The organism is Flavobacterium sp. ENC (assembly GCF_020991415.1).
Classification (GTDB): Bacteria; Bacteroidota; Bacteroidia; order Flavobacteriales; family Flavobacteriaceae; genus Flavobacterium.
The window spans coordinates 701,181-717,059 of the sequence record NZ_JAJMOY010000002.1; the positions used below are offsets into that span (position 1 = coordinate 701,181).

Annotated in this window: 16 protein-coding genes and 1 tRNA gene; 9 read left to right on the forward strand and 8 right to left on the reverse strand. The window is 35.3% G+C overall.

Features of this window, described 5'->3' with window-relative positions:
• Window positions 1–41: 41 nt before the first annotated feature.
• Window positions 42–545, reverse strand: coding sequence for a hypothetical protein (locus LPB89_RS07625; protein ID WP_230701174.1), 504 nt, complete (start codon window positions 543–545; stop codon window positions 42–44).
• Between the two features lie 376 nt (window positions 546–921).
• Complete coding sequence (locus tag LPB89_RS07630; RefSeq protein ID WP_230701175.1) at window positions 922–1,470, reverse strand: TetR/AcrR family transcriptional regulator; 549 nt, start codon at window positions 1,468–1,470, stop codon at window positions 922–924.
• A gap of 294 nt (window positions 1,471–1,764) precedes the next feature.
• On the opposite strand from LPB89_RS07630, the gene LPB89_RS07635 reads away from it, so the two are divergent.
• Together LPB89_RS07635 and LPB89_RS07640 are read left to right on the forward strand one after the other, a co-directional pair.
• Window positions 1,765–2,745, forward strand: a complete 981-nt coding sequence (locus LPB89_RS07635) for an NAD(P)-dependent oxidoreductase (RefSeq protein WP_255667748.1) — start codon at window positions 1,765–1,767, stop codon at window positions 2,743–2,745.
• An 18-nt stretch (window positions 2,746–2,763) separates the two neighbouring features.
• Window positions 2,764–3,189, forward strand: a complete 426-nt coding sequence (locus LPB89_RS07640) for a DUF2141 domain-containing protein (protein WP_230701176.1) — start codon at window positions 2,764–2,766, stop codon at window positions 3,187–3,189.
• Between the two features lie 590 nt (window positions 3,190–3,779).
• Here the strand turns inward: LPB89_RS07640 and LPB89_RS07645 are convergent.
• A complete protein-coding gene (locus LPB89_RS07645) occupies window positions 3,780–4,397 on the reverse strand; it encodes a Crp/Fnr family transcriptional regulator (protein ID WP_230701177.1) in 618 nt (205 codons plus the stop codon).
• Between the two features lie 151 nt (window positions 4,398–4,548).
• Here LPB89_RS07645 and LPB89_RS07650 point away from each other — a divergent pair, with 151 nt between their 5' ends.
• The 4 genes from LPB89_RS07650 (at window position 4,549) to LPB89_RS07660 (ending at window position 7,459) form a co-directional block, all read left to right on the forward strand.
• On the forward strand, window positions 4,549–5,229 hold the full coding sequence (locus LPB89_RS07650) for a hydrolase (protein WP_230701178.1): 681 nt from the start codon (window positions 4,549–4,551) through the stop codon (window positions 5,227–5,229).
• A 407-nt stretch (window positions 5,230–5,636) separates the two neighbouring features.
• Window positions 5,637–5,786, forward strand: coding sequence for a DUF6069 family protein (locus tag LPB89_RS22025; protein WP_370635496.1), 150 nt, complete (start codon window positions 5,637–5,639; stop codon window positions 5,784–5,786).
• A complete protein-coding gene (locus LPB89_RS07655) occupies window positions 5,770–6,444 on the forward strand; it encodes a hypothetical protein (protein WP_230701179.1) in 675 nt (224 codons plus the stop codon). The genes LPB89_RS22025 and LPB89_RS07655 overlap by 17 nt, the downstream gene beginning before the upstream one ends.
• Window positions 6,445–6,574: 130 nt before the next feature.
• Window positions 6,575–7,459 carry a pirin family protein gene (locus LPB89_RS07660; RefSeq protein ID WP_230701180.1) on the forward strand — a complete coding sequence of 295 codons (885 nt, stop codon included), beginning with the start codon at window positions 6,575–6,577 and terminating at the stop codon, window positions 7,457–7,459.
• A gap of 528 nt (window positions 7,460–7,987) precedes the next feature.
• Here LPB89_RS07660 and LPB89_RS07665 read toward each other — a convergent pair.
• A tRNA-Arg gene (locus LPB89_RS07665) sits at window positions 7,988–8,061 on the reverse strand.
• 112 nt (window positions 8,062–8,173) lie between these two features.
• On the opposite strand from LPB89_RS07665, the gene LPB89_RS07670 reads away from it, so the two are divergent.
• Both LPB89_RS07670 and LPB89_RS07675 read left to right on the forward strand, forming a co-directional pair.
• A complete protein-coding gene (locus LPB89_RS07670; protein WP_230701181.1) occupies window positions 8,174–8,686 on the forward strand; it encodes an adenine phosphoribosyltransferase in 513 nt (170 codons plus the stop codon).
• A gap of 37 nt (window positions 8,687–8,723) precedes the next feature.
• On the forward strand, window positions 8,724–9,488 hold the full coding sequence (locus LPB89_RS07675) for a hypothetical protein (RefSeq protein ID WP_230701182.1): 765 nt from the start codon (window positions 8,724–8,726) through the stop codon (window positions 9,486–9,488).
• Window positions 9,489–9,496: 8 nt separating this feature from the next.
• Here the strand turns inward: LPB89_RS07675 and LPB89_RS07680 are convergent, their stop codons facing one another.
• From LPB89_RS07680 to LPB89_RS07690, 3 genes are all read right to left on the reverse strand, one after another.
• Window positions 9,497–10,147: a response regulator transcription factor gene (locus LPB89_RS07680; RefSeq protein WP_154340911.1), complete on the reverse strand. Its 651-nt coding sequence runs from the start codon at window positions 10,145–10,147 to the stop codon at window positions 9,497–9,499.
• Entirely contained in the window at window positions 10,125–10,922 is a 798-nt protein-coding gene (locus LPB89_RS07685) for a sensor histidine kinase (protein WP_230701183.1), read from the reverse strand. The genes LPB89_RS07680 and LPB89_RS07685 overlap by 23 nt, the downstream gene beginning before the upstream one ends.
• A gap of 629 nt (window positions 10,923–11,551) precedes the next feature.
• Complete coding sequence (locus LPB89_RS07690; RefSeq protein WP_230701184.1) at window positions 11,552–11,992, reverse strand: hypothetical protein; 441 nt, start codon at window positions 11,990–11,992, stop codon at window positions 11,552–11,554.
• Window positions 11,993–12,365: 373 nt separating this feature from the next.
• On the opposite strand from LPB89_RS07690, the gene LPB89_RS07695 reads away from it, so the two are divergent.
• Complete coding sequence (locus LPB89_RS07695) at window positions 12,366–13,190, forward strand: N-acetylmuramidase family protein (protein ID WP_230701185.1); 825 nt, start codon at window positions 12,366–12,368, stop codon at window positions 13,188–13,190.
• Between the two features lie 143 nt (window positions 13,191–13,333).
• On the opposite strand, the gene pheT is transcribed toward LPB89_RS07695, so the two are convergent.
• The gene (gene pheT, locus LPB89_RS07700) at window positions 13,334–15,754 is read right to left on the reverse strand and encodes a phenylalanine--tRNA ligase subunit beta (RefSeq protein WP_230701186.1); all 2,421 of its coding nucleotides are present in this window, start codon (window positions 15,752–15,754) and stop codon (window positions 13,334–13,336) included.
• Between the last annotated feature and the right edge of the window lie 125 nt (window positions 15,755–15,879).

Genomic DNA, 15,879 nt, shown 5'->3' on the forward strand with positions numbered 1-15,879 from the left:
ATTGCAGCGGGCAGTGCGGTAAAAAGGTTTCCTTTTGTGTTTTAGTTGTTTTTTTTTAATTCAGTTAGAGTTTTATCAATTATATTTTCAATTTCTAAAAAATTGTTTGCAAGCTGCAAAATCTCTTCTTGAGCTTTTTCATTGTCAAATTCTATCCATCCCTGCATTAATGTAAGTGGTCCAAAATCGATGCTTATATTTTTCCAGTTGTGTATACTTTTTTTAAACTCTTCCCTAAAAGAATTGGCAAATTTTCTACTTTCAATAGAATAACCATTTAATTTTCGAAGTTTCAATGCATGGATATTATAAAATATTTTTTTCTGTTGCAAAGTTGATTGGTCAACCCAAATTGAAAAGAAAATTCTTGTCTCAGCAGTTAAGGGGTTCTCTTCTGAATTTGTCCATGATTTTTTATAAAGTTTCAAAAAAACCGAATTCAAAACTTCTCCAACAGCTATTTCAAGGCCCTTTTCATTTAGCACTCTTTGGTTAATTTTGGTTGCTGCTTTTTTAAATATAGTTAAATGATTTTCAAATTCCATTTTGATCCTTTTGCTAAATTATGTTTTCAATTTTATAGTGCCGTTTAACAATGACAGCTAACGTCTGTCTATGAAAAAACTTCCATTTGAGTTGCATCAAATATAACAAAAAACCCGTGTCAAAACAGGAATTTTCGTATTTCGGGGGAATGCAGCATACCACGGGAATTTCCCGCCACCCAGATGCGTTTTCTAGTTTAGAAGATGCTATAGCTACCTGTCTTCCATTGGCTTTGTAAATTTGGTTTTGATGTCCTGTTGGGGATTGAGAGAAAATTGATATCGTTTTATTTTTGATTTTGCTACAAAATGTACTCTGATATTTTTTACTTTGCTTTGAGAGATTCAATTAGAAATTGGAGGCTTATAAAAATTGCTATAATTTATTGAGTTTATTTACCAGATAACTTATTATTTGTGCAATACTTTCAGCAGGAATAGAGAAATCATTTTCGATCCAATTTTTGATGACAGCAATACTTCCTTTTTCGCCAAATTGGTATGCCATTTCAGCAAAAGGCTTTACTTCGGCAGTAAGTTCTATTTGATTTTCAACTGGAAAATTATTCCGGACACTTCTCAGGATTCGCGACAGAATTCCGCTTCCATCCGCTTTGGTAAACACAATTTTACTCATCTGCTTATCGCTTTCCAGTAACTGGCAGCTAAGCAGTATCACATCATCCATATTGGTGCTTTTACGCAAAACCGCTGAGAGTTTTTCAAAAACATCATCTTCTATTTCAAGCAGTATATCCAACGGAATATTATAATGCCGATAAAATGTATTGCGGTTGACATCGGCTGTTTTACACAGTTCGGTGATGGTGATTTCGCTTAATTCCTTCTCTTGCAGCAAACTAAATAATGCCTCACGCAATATTTTTTTAGTATACTGAACCCTTCTGTCTTTTCTTAAATCCATCACAAATTATTTTATATACGCTACAAAAGCATTAGTCTTTGTTCGCTAATGTACAGTAGCATCCTTTTTTGAAACAGCAAATTCATTCTTCTATACTAGTTTTACGTAGTAATCAAAAAGAACACAAAGTTAAATATTGAACATATTGTATAACAAATATAGCTTTTTTATCAAAATTTAGGCGGATTGAAAAGCACAAATGTTAAATTAAAAAAAATGGAAAATAAGATATCACGAAAAAAAATACTTCTGACCGGTGCATCCGGAACTGTATGATTTGAAACCTTACAGTATCTGGTTGAGCATACGGATTATGAAATAACGGTTTTTGATTTAAAAACCCAAAATTCAGTAAAAAAACTGGCTCCCTTTCGATCTCGTGTAGAGATTATATATGGAGACATCAGCAATAGAGAAGAAGTGCTAAAAGTTGCCCAAAATAAGGATGTAGCTATCCATTTGGCAGCGGTCATTCCACCTCTTGCGGATATAGATCCGGATATGGCTTACAGAGTCAATGTGAGAGGGACCGAAAATCTTATTTACGCTTTAGAGAAGAATTCGCCGGATTGTTATTTGATTTTTAGTTCGAGTATTTCAGTTTATGGTGATCGGATGAAGAATCCCCAGATAAGTGTCGCTGATATTTTGCAGCCCAGTCCCGGTGATCAGTATGGAGAAACAAAGGTGTTGTGTGAGTCGTTGATAGCGAAATCCAAATTATCATGGAGTATTTTTCGTCTGGCTGCCATTATGGGGAACCATAAGATATCCAAATTGATGTTTCACATGCCGCTGGATACACCAATGGAAATCTGCACGCCAAAAGATACGGGCAGAGCTTTTGCTAAAGCAATTGAAAACCAAAAAAAACTTGAGAAGCAAATATTCAACTTGGGAGGGGGAGAGGAGTGTGTTATTACTTATGGATCTTTTCTGGACAAAATGTTTGCTGAATTTGGCTTAGGCAAAGCTGATTTTCCACAAAAGGCGTTTGCAGAGAAAAATTTTCACTGCGGGATTTTAAAAGATGGTGAAGATTTAGATAATATTCTAGGTTTTCGACAGCAAAATCTGAACGATTATTTCGGGATGGTCCGCCAGAAAATTTATCCTCTCCAAAAAAAAATCACCTTCATTTTTAAAAGTATTATAAAAAAATGGCTGCTCTCACAATCAGAACCCTACCAGGCGTTTAAAAAAGGGAATGTAAAAAAAATGAATCACTTTTTTAACCAATTAGAGAAAGAGAAGCTGGAAAAGGTTCTATTATAAATCCTAAAAAAATTACTTATGAAAATTAAAATGATAAGCCTGATACTACTTGTAACAGTTAATTCGGCACTGTTTGCACAACATAATTTCAGCGTTGAAGTATCGGGCGTAGCACCCGGAAAAGGATCTGTTTTTTTTGGATTATACGATAAAGAGAAAGGCTTTCTTGATAATGCGTCACAGATTGCCACCGGAAAAGTAAAAGCTTCAGAAAATAAAGTGGTCTACACGTTCAAAAACCTGCCGGATGGCGATTATGCTATTGCTGTTTATCAAGACTTGAATAATAACGGAAAATGTGATAGAAATATGATTGGTTATCCGACAGAAGGATTTGGATTTTCTAAAAATTATAAACCAAAACTCGCAGCACCTAATTTTGATGATGTAAAAATTGCAATCAACCGGTATGCTAAAACCAGTATTGTATTGATTGTTAAATAGAAGACCCTTGCTCAGTTATGGGAATTACTTATTATACTCTGCTGCTTATGACTACATTAATAGCTGTACAGATATAAAAAAGGCGCCAATTTTCTTCAATTGGCGCCTTTTGGCTATGGTGACCCCAACGGGACAGATTACACACCGTTTTATGGAGGATTTAAAGAGATTGGCTTACTATATTTAGTGTCTGTCTTTCATTTACTTTATGAATTTGGTTTGGATGTCCTGTTGGGGATCGAAGGAAAATGTAGCGTCACAAAAAAACAAATAGTTAACCTCTTTTTATTAAAATCTCCCTAGCTTTTTATGACAAAATTGTAGGCAACTCCAAAAGAAAGTAAACAATCAATTATGGAAATGCTTTTCCAAATTTAAAGAGAAGTCTGAAATAGCGACATGGATGTATCGTATAGGATTAAACACTACGATGGCATAATTTAGAAAAAACAAAGTCAACTTATTGCATATACTGATATTTAGGATAAAAATATCCTCTCAGAAACCACATAACATTAGCGAGAAGAACTCTTATTTTCGGCGATTCGTCAGAAATAAGAGTATACTTTCTTTAATCCAGGATTTCAAGATTACGGCCTTCGTAAGCCGTTGCTTTTCATCTTGCTTAAGAATTCAGGTGTGACACCTATATAACCTGCGACGTACTTTTGTGGCAATTTAAGCATCAGGTCAGGATATTGGCTATAGAATTTCCAATATCGCTCTTCTGCAGTAAGACTGAGAATTTCCAGCGTGCGTTCCTGAAAAGCAATTAATGAACGTTCAGTCAAAATTCTGAAGTATCTTTCGAAGGCTGTACCTGATAAAAACAATTTTTCTTTAGTTTCCTTTGTAAAGAATAAGATTTCTGTATCAAGTATGGCCTGGATGTTCAGCTGACTTGGTTTATCAGTGTAGAAGTTCTGCAAATTTCCCGTCCACCAGCCAGGCGTTGAAAATCCAAGAATATGTTCTGTCCCTCTATTGTCTGTTATGTATGTCCTAAGGCATCCGCTCAGTACATAGGAACTCATGGCGGCTACTCCACCCTCATGAAGGAGGTATTGATTCTTTTTTATTTTCCTGTACTGAACCAGGGAATTTAGCGCCAAAATTTCATTTTCGCTCAAGCTCACATAGGTTTTGATATGGTTTTCGAGTGAGGAAGTGTCAAATTTTGAACCAGTTATTTGGATAAGTTTAGTCATTTCTTAATCTAGGTTAAGTCAATTCAATAATGTACATTATTACACTTAAGCGACCTAAGTTCTAATTTTGACCTATTAAATAACTATAATTTTAAATAACAAATTTATGAAAAAATTAATGAATTCATCAGTAGTAAAAGCACTATCGATTATGTTCGTTTTATGCTTGAATTTTACAGTAGCGAGCGCTCAGCAGAAAAAAACTGCCTTGATCAATCCCGATGATGCTGTTTTTTTATTTGTCGACCATCAGAGTGGTTTGGTTCAAACTGTTCACAGTATGCCAGTTGGTGATTTAAGAAGAAATCTTACCGCTCTAGCAAAAGCATCCCAATTGTTGCATATACCTGCCATTTATACTGCATCGGTTCCGTCTGGACCGAATGGCCCTACACTGCCTGAGGTAAAAGACAATGCACCAGATGCAAAGTATGTTATCCGACAGGGGGAAATTAATGCCTGGGATAGTAAAGAATTTGTCAATGCAGTTAAAGCTACAGGTAAGAAGACCCTCATTATCTCGGGTATGTGGACCAGCGTATGTGTAGTCTATCCTGCCTTGTCTGCCCTTGGAGAAGGCTATACTGTTTATGCAGTTGCAGATGCCAGCGGGGATATTACGCCTGAAGCACATGACCTGGCTATGCTCCGCATGACACAAGCGGGAGCTATCCCGGTAACCTGCGGCGCTGTGCTTCCTGAATTGATGAAAGACTGGAGAAGGAAAGAGTCCGGTGATTTTGCCAAACTGCTGGCAGAAATGGTGCCTAATTTCCAGGCTGTTATCGAACAATACTATAAAGCCCAGGAGGTTGCAAAATCAGAAAAATAATATGTGGTCCTGTATCCTAATAATACATTAAATACCAAGCCAATAAAAAATGGTTGCTCCTAAAAAAGCAACCATTTTTTTAAACCGCTATAGTAATTATATAATTCGGCTTAAGTCCAATACCAATTTTGTATTCCATTTTTGCCATTTTCCAGTCAATTAAACTTCAGTTTTTTTGATCCCATTGGTTTTGATATAAGCCAACTTTATAACTTATCGATTAATTAAAACAAAAAATATGGAAAAATGGGTAGGATGAAGTGAATTGATGAAATAAATATTAGCAAATGAAAATTCAAAGTACCAGTTACAGTAAGCAATTTTTTATCAGTAATAATAGCAAGCGTATTTCTATTTGGATTATCTGAATTATTAAAGAATCCAATAAAAGTTTTTAAATCATTGGAATTTTATTTTTAGCAATTTCAATGCTAAGTCCAATTGGAACAGCGAATTTAACCGCAGGAAGGAGAATAACATTGTCCATTATGCATTTAGTAGCAGGTTCTACTATTATTTATATTTTAATAAGAACTGACAATGAAACAAAAATCTAAAAAAATATTTCTATTATTCTTTATAGGATTAATCCCTGCAATCACATTTGCTCAGGATTCTATTTCTAAAATTCACCCATCTAAACCAGTGCCAGTTGAATTAGATATTGGTAATAATCGTTTTGGGATTCAATTTCTTGTTATTAAGCATTTTCCTAATTCAAAACATTTCAATATTCTTGCCCTTACGAGTTTTGCAAGTGATTATAAAAATAATCTTTCAAATCTTGATTTTATTTCCAATATTCAAGTCAGTTATGAAATACTGAAAGGATTTGGGTTAGCAATTGGCACATCCGTTAATGCTAAAAGCGGCTTTGTCTCTGTTGCCGCTCTACAATATGTTTTTGCTAACAAACAAGTACTATTTGTTATTACTCCAAACATACATATATCTGATTCCTACAATTTAGAAGGGTTAACGGTTTTAGAATACAAACCAGCCATATCTAAAACCACTTATCTATATTCTAGATTTCAAGCATTATATAATCATAATACAAAAGGTGATTTTCACGAAAGAAGTTACATTCAATTAAAATTAGGTTTAGGAATAGAAAGTTATCAATTTGGGCTAGCCTCAAATTTTGATTTTTATGGTCCCAATAAAATTTTGAAAGATAATTATGGGGTATTTGTAAGAGTTAATTTTAATTAAATAATGAGTAAAAACAGATTAGAGGCATTTAGTGATGGTGTCTTAGCTATTATTATATTAGAAATAAAAGCTCCTAACAGTGTTGAATGTAGAAAAAGCAATAAATAATTATAAATAGAAAAACAAACTTATGTCAGGATTTACACCATTCATAAATAAGAGAAGAGCATTTTTAAAAAATGCATTTAGTTTAGCTGGGTTATATTTATTATCCCCATTAGCCAAAGCAACAACATTAATTAATAATAATTCAACAACATTAAAAAAGGAGATAAAAATGATACAAGTATTAAAAAAAGAAGATCAGTTTAATAGAACAATATTCAATGGTAATTTTATTGCAAACAAGCCAGTAGCCAGTGGAGCACAAGATAATGTTAAACCTTATTCCAGTCTGTTTTATTGGAGTCACGCACGGGCAATTGACCAATGTGAGTTTGGATTGCATCCGCACGAAGGGTTTGAAATAATGACTTTTGTTTTAGAAGGAAGTGTATCACATTACGACACAGCAACAGCAGTCTGGACACCATTAGACGCAGGAGATTTTCAAGTTATTCAATCAAATAGTGGAATTCAGCATTCAGAGAGAATTACTAAAGGAACACGAAACTTCCAAATTTGGTTTGATCCTAATTTTTATGAAGCAGTAAAAAAAGCGCCATCCTATACAGATTATCATAGCAAAGATTTTAAATCGATAATTGAAAATGGAATTAAAACTATCATTTATGTCGGAGAAGGGAGTATTGCCAATGTGCTTACGCCGGGTTTATCAATCAAACGCCTTTTTTTCGATAAGAAAAGTAAGTATATTTTACAATTAAATAAAAACAGTAGTTATACGTTTTATGTTTTAAAAGGTGATACCGTCATAGACGGCAATGCTTTAACATCAGATGATGCGGTTCGAATCTCAAATCTTGAAAACCTGGAAGTGGAGTTTGAGATAGACGGTGAATTATTTTACATTGAAACGCCTTCAGTTCCAAATTATAAAATGGTTTGGAGCTAATTGAGAATTATATTTTGAGTGTTTTCAGAGACAATGTTTTTGGATCTAAAATCAGCACTACCTGCAATAAACGATTTTCTTATTTAACGATATCGTATCAAACCAAAAAAAACGGTTCTGTCGCATTTGGGAATAACTTTATCTTTATAATTTTAAACTCATCAAAAAATGAATACTAAAGGTCATTGTTATCCAAAATACATAATTCTTCAGGCAGTATATTTTAATTAAAATTTACACTTAGTTACCGTGACGTTGAAGAAATAATGAAAATTAGAGGAGTGCTTGTGGATCATGCTACTATTCAGCGCTGGGTTTATAAGTTTACACCTTTCATTGAAGCTATTTTTAGCAGCTCTTCCCGCTATTCGTTCCAATCTTTTGTGCCCAGCCTTGGCACAAAAGGATTTCACTGCTATCGGGGCTAGGGCTGCTGAGGAGCCCGGCTCTTTAGACTAATAAAAAATAAGCAACGTTATAAAAAAAATAGCGCCAATTGTCTTCAATTGGCGCCATTTGGCTGTGTAGTGACCTCGACTGGATTCAAACCAGTAACCTCTTGAGCCGTAATCAAGTGCGCTATTCAGTTGCGCCACGAGGCCAGTTTTTTTCATTAAGCTAATTTTCGTAGCTTTGATGAACGCTGTTTGCGGGTGCAAAGATAGAGATAAATGTGAGATAAACAAGGGAAAAATAACATAAAAGTAAAAAAAAATGCAGATTAAAAATTATATACGTGATATTCAGGACTTTCCTAAAGAAGGAATTTTGTTTAAAGATATCACGCCACTCTTAAATGACCCGACGGCGAGGAAAGAATGCCTGTCTGTTTTAGTGGCCTCTTTAAACGGACAGCATATTGATAAGGTAATAGGAGCAGAAAGCCGGGGTTTTTTCTTCGGAATGTTACTGGCTCAGGAATTAAATGCAGGTTTTGTCCCGGCGCGTAAACCTAATAAACTTCCGTTTACCACTATTTCGGCTTCTTACAATTTGGAATACGGTACTGATGCACTGGAAATACATGCAGATGCGATTCAGAAGGGAGATAAGGTTTTAATACATGATGATGTTCTTGCTACCGGAGGGACTGCAAAAGCGCTGGCAGAATTAGTAGAGAAACTTGGTGGTGAAATTGTACAGTTTAATTTTCTGATGGAGCTTTCTTTTTTAAACGGAAGAAATAAAATTGAAGGTCATCCGATTTTTGCTGCCATAACTTATTAACTTTACTTTTTTAAAACCGATTAACCTAAACGCCACGATGAGATATTTTCTTTTAGCATTACTTCTGTTATTATTTTCCTGTACGGATAAAAAAGTTTCAGTTCCAAAAAAATCAAATGATACTACCGGTGTTACTTCTGAAAATATTGATGTGATTCCTGAAGAAGTAAATGTTTTTAGCGCCATAAGGCCCGATGAAAGACTCAATAAAGGCGAGCAGTACGCGGATGAAGTCGAATATGTAGATTATGATGCGAACGGCGATTATGCTTTATTTACCATAAAGAAAGGAAATGAAGTGGTGGCACTTCAGACTAATTTTGAAGGTTCTGATCAGTTCAACAGAGGTGATATCCTAAAGATCACCTGGAAAATGGATTCTACTTTTATAGCAGGTGAGGGAGAAAAGCTTGATTTTACCGAGTGGCTTATAAAAGCTGAAAAAGTAAAAGACGGAAAAGTTAGTTTATTTAAGAAAAAATACACCAAACCAATTAAATATACTTGGGCAGAAGGCGAAGAATACACGAAAGATTTCAAGGATTATCTCTACACTCAGGTAGAATATTATTTAGCCAATTCTAAAAAAGACCTTGTAAAAGTACACCTTCAGAATCCTGACACACAGTTCGTCTATTCGATAGAAGACCGCCAAAAAGACGGACGTTCCTACACGGTTTTAGGAATTTCCAACGAATTCGAAAATCGTACCAGTATCATCCAGTGGCTGTATCTGGACAGCGAAAACAGGAAATTATATGAATATGATTTACCAAATGACAAATTGATTGAATTCAGGTAAATAGGGCCTTACACCAGGACAATTTTATGTTTAATGGCATATAAAACCAAACCGATACGGGTTTTGATTTCGAGTTTATCGAACAGACACTCCCTGTAGCCATCAATTGTTTTAGGGCTCAGGCACATTTCAGAGGCAATTTCCTTATAGGTTTTTTCGCTGCAGGCATGTCGTATGAAAACGATTTCTTTTTCTTTTAAACTGATCTTTTTAGAATCGTCATTCGCTTTTTTTACCAGCATCCCGGAAACCAATTCAGTGAAGTAGAAGCCTTTTTCAATGACACAGCACATGGCTTCTTTGAATATTTCGGGCGATGTGTCTTTAAGCAGGTAGCCTTTGGCGCCATTGGTAATCATCCTGATAATGATTTCTTCATCATCATTTACAGACAGTGCGATAACTTTTAGGGAAGGCCTGTTTTCTTTGATCCATTTCATTGTTTCAACACCATCCAGCACAGGCATATTTACATCCAGTAAAATTAAATCGACTTCTGAATCGGTGTTTTCCTGAAGGTAATTTATAAAAACTTTACCATTTTCGAAGCGGTTGATCACTTCAAATTCTTTAAAACTATTGATCAGGAGCTGTAAGGACTGGGAGAATAGCAAGTGATCGTCAACAATAATAATTTTATTCTTCGCTATTGTTTTCATCGGGTGGGGTTAATGGATATTCTAATACTATACTTGTTCCGGATTGGTTTGATTCGATAATTAGTGTGGCACCAATTAGTTTAGCTCTCAATTTCATGTTGTTTAATCCTATACCGGAATTGATTTTTTTGGTATCGTAACCAATTCCGAAATCCTTCATTTCCAGTTGAAAATACGTTGTAGTCGTTGTAATATTCACCTCATATAAATCACTGTGTGAATGTTTTAGACTGTTGTGCAGGGCTTCCTGAAAAATTCGGTAGATAAACAAATCATGGCCTTCTTTAATCTTTGGTATTTCTCCTTTAAAATTGTAATGATACTGAATATGTTTTAACTTTCTGATACGTTCCAAATCTTGTTTTATGGCTTCTATAAAATTGGTTTCCAGTAAGTTGTCCTTATTTATAATTCGGGATAAAATTCTGATTTCATCCAGTGACTTGGCTAAAACGTCTTTGAGATCGGTGAGTTCCTTACTTTTAACAGGCTGACCGTTCTGTATGTACATATTGAGCTGCATAATGCCCACCGAAATGATCTGACCAATATTGTCATGCAGTTCCTTACTTATTTCAGAAAGGGTCTGATCTTTAATTTCAATTCGCGTCTTTACCAATTCCGACTGAAAATACATTTCAGATTCCATTTTTTCCACCAGATAGTTGTTCTTTTTTTTCAGGAAATAAAAAAAAATGACAAGCAGCGTAACCAGTAAAGTAAAAAATACAATACCTAACGAAATAACTAATAATTGTATTTCTTTTCGCTCCATACAAATCCGATTATGTAACAACTATGTGCTAAAAAATTTAAAATAAACAGGACGAGACTAAATACAGATTCATCTTGTTTAATTAAGAACCACTTTATGGCAAGCATAAAAGGCAGAACGGGAACATGAAAAACAAGTATACCTAAGATATACCAGAAAAATACCGATTTTTTAAAATTTAATATTTTGTTTGAATTGAAAATCTCTACCAGATACAGACAGGAAAGCATCATAACGACTATAACTCCTACCGCAAAACTGTAAGTAAAGGAATGATTTATGTCTTTTCTGAAATATAAAATATTTAAAAAAAGAGAAATTAGAAATAAAATTAAAAATAGTACAGCCGAAATTCTGTTGATTTGCTTTTGCAGTAGACTCCGAAGTAGTAGTATATAGGCGGAAAAACTGACGAACATATAAAAATTATAAACATAATAATTCAACAGGCCCGTCCATTGTGTAAAGAAATACCCCACTATTTCAATTAATACTGAAAACCAGATTAAAAGTACTAAAAATTTAGCTTTATTACCCGGAAGTTTATGCAGGGAAATCAATCCGATGATTCCGGATAATAAAGCCAGACAGACGATATACGATCTTAAAAATTCAAACATAATGTGTATTTAGTATATAATGCTAGGCGGTCTGCCTATGTTGCCATAATTCATTGGGTCCAGGCTTTCGATATCGGCAGATGAATCTTCTTTTGCCATTACAAAACTTTGTATCTGATTGGAAGCTTCTTCTGCTGATGCTGCTTTTTTACCTGTTGCAGCTAAAAATAAAGTGGTTAAGCCGGCTTTTTCACCATGTTTTTCATCATCCGGATATACGCCGAAATAAAAGCGGATTCCGTCCACTTCATATCCCGTATCGGCTCCATGGGTCTTGATATAATTAATGTAGCTTTCTAAAGCTTCCAGGGAATACCAAATGGCATTTGCATCTTCTCTTTTAGTTGATTTGTGAATTAGTTTGGATCTTTTATGAGTGTAATTCAAATTCAGCTCTTTGGCGAATTCTTTTGTAATCAACTGGCTTGGTTTTTCGCAAAGGTTTTTCATGATTTTTTTTAGTTTAAAAAATGTTGGTTAAAATTTATTAGTGGTTTTGAAAATGATTCTGACAAAATTATTTTAAATGAAAAAGCTGTACAAGGGTATAATCACCCTTTTTTTATAAGTAAAATTATTAAAAAAATTGGGTCAAAGTGCTGTTATTTAATAATTTATAAAAAACGAATTTTACGAGGTTCAATTTAAGGAATAAAGGAACAGGGAAGAACTTTAGAAAATTACCTGTAAAAATGAAAAACTTCGAAGGATTATATTCCACCACAACCACGTCTTCAGGATTAGCTGTATGAATGCGGAATAGTAGTAGAAATTCTTAAAAAAAAGAAGCGGGAGTAAATTTAGACTTTAAAATAAAAACGCTATGAAAACTTTAAAATCGGGAGTAAAAGCAAGTGAAGTATATTACCTGAACGAATTACTCGTAAAACTGAATTACAGTGTTGTAGTTTCTGATTATTTCGGTGTTGAAACTGATAAGGCTGTTAAGGATTTCCAACTCAAAAACAATCTGGTTGTAGATGGCATCGTGGGGCTCAAAACCTGGTCGGCGCTTATAGAAAAAAGTAAAGATCGATTTTCATCGAATACTAAATTGCTTTCAGAGCAAAACCTGATTGATTTTGCCAACGACCACAATATGGAACTGGCTGTCGTTAAGGCCGTTAATCTCGTCGAAAGTAACGGGAAAGGATTTCTTGTAGACGGAAGACCGAAAATTTTGTTTGAAGGACATGTTTTTTGGAGAGAACTCGAAAAAAGAAATATCAACTGCGAAACTTATGTGAATGCCAACACGGAAAACATTCTCTTTAAGAAATATACCCGAAAATACTACGTGGGCGGTGCAGGGGAGTACGACCGACTCGAAAAGGCCATTCATTTAAACCCGGACAAAAAATTCACCGATGCGGCGAATTGTGCTGCTTCGTGGGGGCTTTTCCAGATTATGGGATTCAATGCAGTTTCAATTGGTTACAAGAACATCGACGAATTTGTGCAGAAAATGAACCTGAATGAAGGAGAACACCTGAAAGCGTTTGGATTATTCCTTCAGAAAAACAATCTGATCACCACTCTAAGAAATAAAAAATGGGCAGAATTTGCCCTGAAATATAACGGTGAAGGTTATAAAGCAAATAAATACGATGAAAAACTGAAAAATGCTTATACGAGATTTTCGTTGTGAAAGAGTTTTCAGTCGCAGTTTGCAGTCCCATCTCAGAAGGCAATAAATAATTAAACCCGACAGGTTTTTAAAACCTGTCGGGTTTGTATTGTATAAAATTCATTGTACAGTGGCTGAAAACTGCGACTGCGACTGCAAACTTTTTACCTTAAACTCGCTCCAAGTTCCGTCTCAAAAGATTGCTGCAGTTTCGACATGATTTTGTCAATTTGAGCATCGGTTAATGTCTTTGTATTATCCTGAATCGTAAAACTCAAAGCGTATGATTTTTTGCCTTCCGGAAGGTTTTGGCCTTCATAGACATCAAACAGGTTGACATCTTTTAAAAGTGCTTTTTCTGTTTGTCTGGCCAGATTATAAATACTTTCGTAAGTAGTGGTCTGATCAATCAGCAAAGCCAAATCCCTGCGGACTTCCGGATATTTTGGAATTTCGTTGTATTTAATTTTTCCTGAAATGATTTTTAAAACCAGATCCCAGTTAAAATCAGCAAAATAAACGTCTTGTTTGATTCCGAAATGTTTCAGTATTGATTTTTTAACGACACCCATTTCAACCAAAGTATCATTGTTGTAGCAAATGGATGTTCCTTCTGAGAAAATATCCGATTGTACGGGAGCATTTGATATTTTATCAATTCCTAAACGGGCCAAAATAGCTTTTACATATCCTTTTAATAAAAAGAAATCAGTTGGTTTTTGCGGACTAGTCCAGCTTTCCTTGTTTCGGTCTCCTGAAACCGATAAGGTTAAGTGTTTGTGCTCTTCAAAACCATTCAGGTATTTGTGGTAGGTCTTTCCAAATTCAAACAATTTCAAATCAGAATTTCTTCTGTTGATATTATAGGAAACAGCTTCCAGTGCAGAGAATAACAAAGACTGACGCATCGTTGCCAAATCACCGCTTAGAGGGTTCAGCATCGTTACATTATGTTCTTCCTTTAAAACAGTTGATAATTTGGCATAAGCCGCCGTCGTTAAAGAATTTGCCATCATCTCATGAAAACCCTGTGAGTTTAATTGTGAGGCAATGATATTCTGTACTTTATAATCTTCTGTTCTTGGCGAGTTGGCAACAGTGGCATTGAACTTTTTGGAGAATTCAATGTTGTTGTATCCGTAAACTCTTAAGATTTCTTCAATCACATCAATTTCCCGTTGTACATCCACACGGTAAGCCGGAATTGTTAATCCAAGACCCGATTCAGAAACACTGTTTACTTTGATGTCTAAAGAAACCAGTATTTTTTTAATCGTATCTTTTGGAATTTCCTGTCCGATGATTTTCGACACATGGCTGAAATTTAGCAAAACAGAAAAATCTTCTACTTTTTTAGGGTAAACCTCTACCACATCAGAAGTGATTTTCCCGCCGGCTACCTCCTGAATCAAAAGAGCGGCACGTTTTAAGGCATATTCTGTAATAGTCGGATCAATTCCTCTTTCATACCTAAATGAAGCATCTGTATTTAACTGATGTCTTTTAGCCGTTTTACGAACGCTCACGGCATCAAAATAAGCACTTTCAAGGAAAATTGCTGTAGTTCCTTCAGAAACGCCTGATTTTTTTCCGCCAAAAACACCCGCAATACAAAGAGGGCCTTTTTCGTCACAAATCATAAGATCCTCCGCATGCAAGGTTCTTTCAACATCATCCAGCGTCGTGAATTTTGTGCCTTCCGGTAGTGTTTTTACAATGATTTTCCCGTTGATTTTTGCAGCATCAAAAGCGTGCAAAGGCTGTCCTAATTCGTGCAATACATAATTAGTAACGTCAACAATATTATTTTTTGGGGTTAAACCGATGGCTTTCAGACGATCCTGTAACCAGGCCGGAGATTCTCCAACAGAAATTCCTGAAATGGTCAGACCACAATATCTTGGTGCAAGGGCTGGCTCCTCTACAGAAACATCAATTTTTAAAGTACGCATTTCTACCCTGAAATTGCTTACCGATGGTGTAATCAATTCGATGTTTACACCACGTTGCAGCATTCCGGCTCTAAGATCACGGGCGGTACCGTAATGGCTCATGGCATCGGCACGGTTAGGCGTCAGTCCGATTTCGAAAACTTCATCACTCACTATATCAAAAACTTTTGAAGCGGGAGTTCCGGGTTCTAAGTTTTCGTCTAAAATCATAATTCCGTCATGGCTTGTACCCAGGCCTAATTCGTCTTCGGCACAAATCATTCCGTGACTTTCCTGTCCGCGGATCTTTCCTTTTTTAATGGTAAATTCACCACCTTCTTTGTCATACAAAACGGTTCCGATGGTTGCAACCGGTACTTTTTGACCTGCAGCAACATTGGCAGCGCCACATACAATTTGTATAGTGGCCTCTTGTCCGATATTAACGGTGGTAATATTTAATCTGTCGGCGTCAGGGTGTTTTTCACAAGTCAGTACGTGTCCTACAACAACTCCTTCCAAACCGCCTTTTACCGATTCATATTTCTCAACAACTTCAACTTCCAGACCTAGATCGGTCAGTAATTCTGAAGTTTGCTCAGATGTCCAGTCTGTTTTAATAAATTGTTTTAACCAGTTGTAAGATATTTTCATGTTAACTTTTTTGTTCTTAAATAAGGATACAAATATAAGGATTGCGTATTGTAGTAAGAAAGAATTTATTTGCTTTTTTCTAACTGTTTTTATTTTTGCACAGAAGTGTGTAATAATGAGTGTTT

What these genes read in the sequence shown, in the direction of transcription:
- LPB89_RS07625 (WP_230701174.1), bottom strand. Translation starts at nt 545, where the DNA reads ATGGAATTTGAAAATCATTTAACTATATTTAAAAAAGCAGCAACCAAA.
- LPB89_RS07630 (WP_230701175.1), bottom strand. Translation starts at nt 1,470, where the DNA reads ATGGATTTAAGAAAAGACAGAAGGGTTCAGTATACTAAAAAAATATTG.
- LPB89_RS07640 (WP_230701176.1), top strand. Translation starts at nt 2,764, where the DNA reads ATGAAAATTAAAATGATAAGCCTGATACTACTTGTAACAGTTAATTCG.
- LPB89_RS07645 (WP_230701177.1), bottom strand. Translation starts at nt 4,397, where the DNA reads ATGACTAAACTTATCCAAATAACTGGTTCAAAATTTGACACTTCCTCA.
- LPB89_RS07650 (WP_230701178.1), top strand. Translation starts at nt 4,549, where the DNA reads ATGTTCGTTTTATGCTTGAATTTTACAGTAGCGAGCGCTCAGCAGAAA.
- LPB89_RS07655 (WP_230701179.1), top strand. Translation starts at nt 5,770, where the DNA reads ATGAAACAAAAATCTAAAAAAATATTTCTATTATTCTTTATAGGATTA.
- LPB89_RS07660 (WP_230701180.1), top strand. Translation starts at nt 6,575, where the DNA reads ATGTCAGGATTTACACCATTCATAAATAAGAGAAGAGCATTTTTAAAA.
- LPB89_RS07670 (WP_230701181.1), top strand. Translation starts at nt 8,174, where the DNA reads ATGCAGATTAAAAATTATATACGTGATATTCAGGACTTTCCTAAAGAA.
- LPB89_RS07675 (WP_230701182.1), top strand. Translation starts at nt 8,724, where the DNA reads ATGAGATATTTTCTTTTAGCATTACTTCTGTTATTATTTTCCTGTACG.
- LPB89_RS07680 (WP_154340911.1), bottom strand. Translation starts at nt 10,147, where the DNA reads ATGAAAACAATAGCGAAGAATAAAATTATTATTGTTGACGATCACTTG.
- LPB89_RS07685 (WP_230701183.1), bottom strand. Translation starts at nt 10,922, where the DNA reads ATGGAGCGAAAAGAAATACAATTATTAGTTATTTCGTTAGGTATTGTA.
- LPB89_RS07690 (WP_230701184.1), bottom strand. Translation starts at nt 11,992, where the DNA reads ATGAAAAACCTTTGCGAAAAACCAAGCCAGTTGATTACAAAAGAATTC.
- LPB89_RS07695 (WP_230701185.1), top strand. Translation starts at nt 12,366, where the DNA reads ATGAAAACTTTAAAATCGGGAGTAAAAGCAAGTGAAGTATATTACCTG.
- pheT (WP_230701186.1), bottom strand. Translation starts at nt 15,754, where the DNA reads ATGAAAATATCTTACAACTGGTTAAAACAATTTATTAAAACAGACTGG.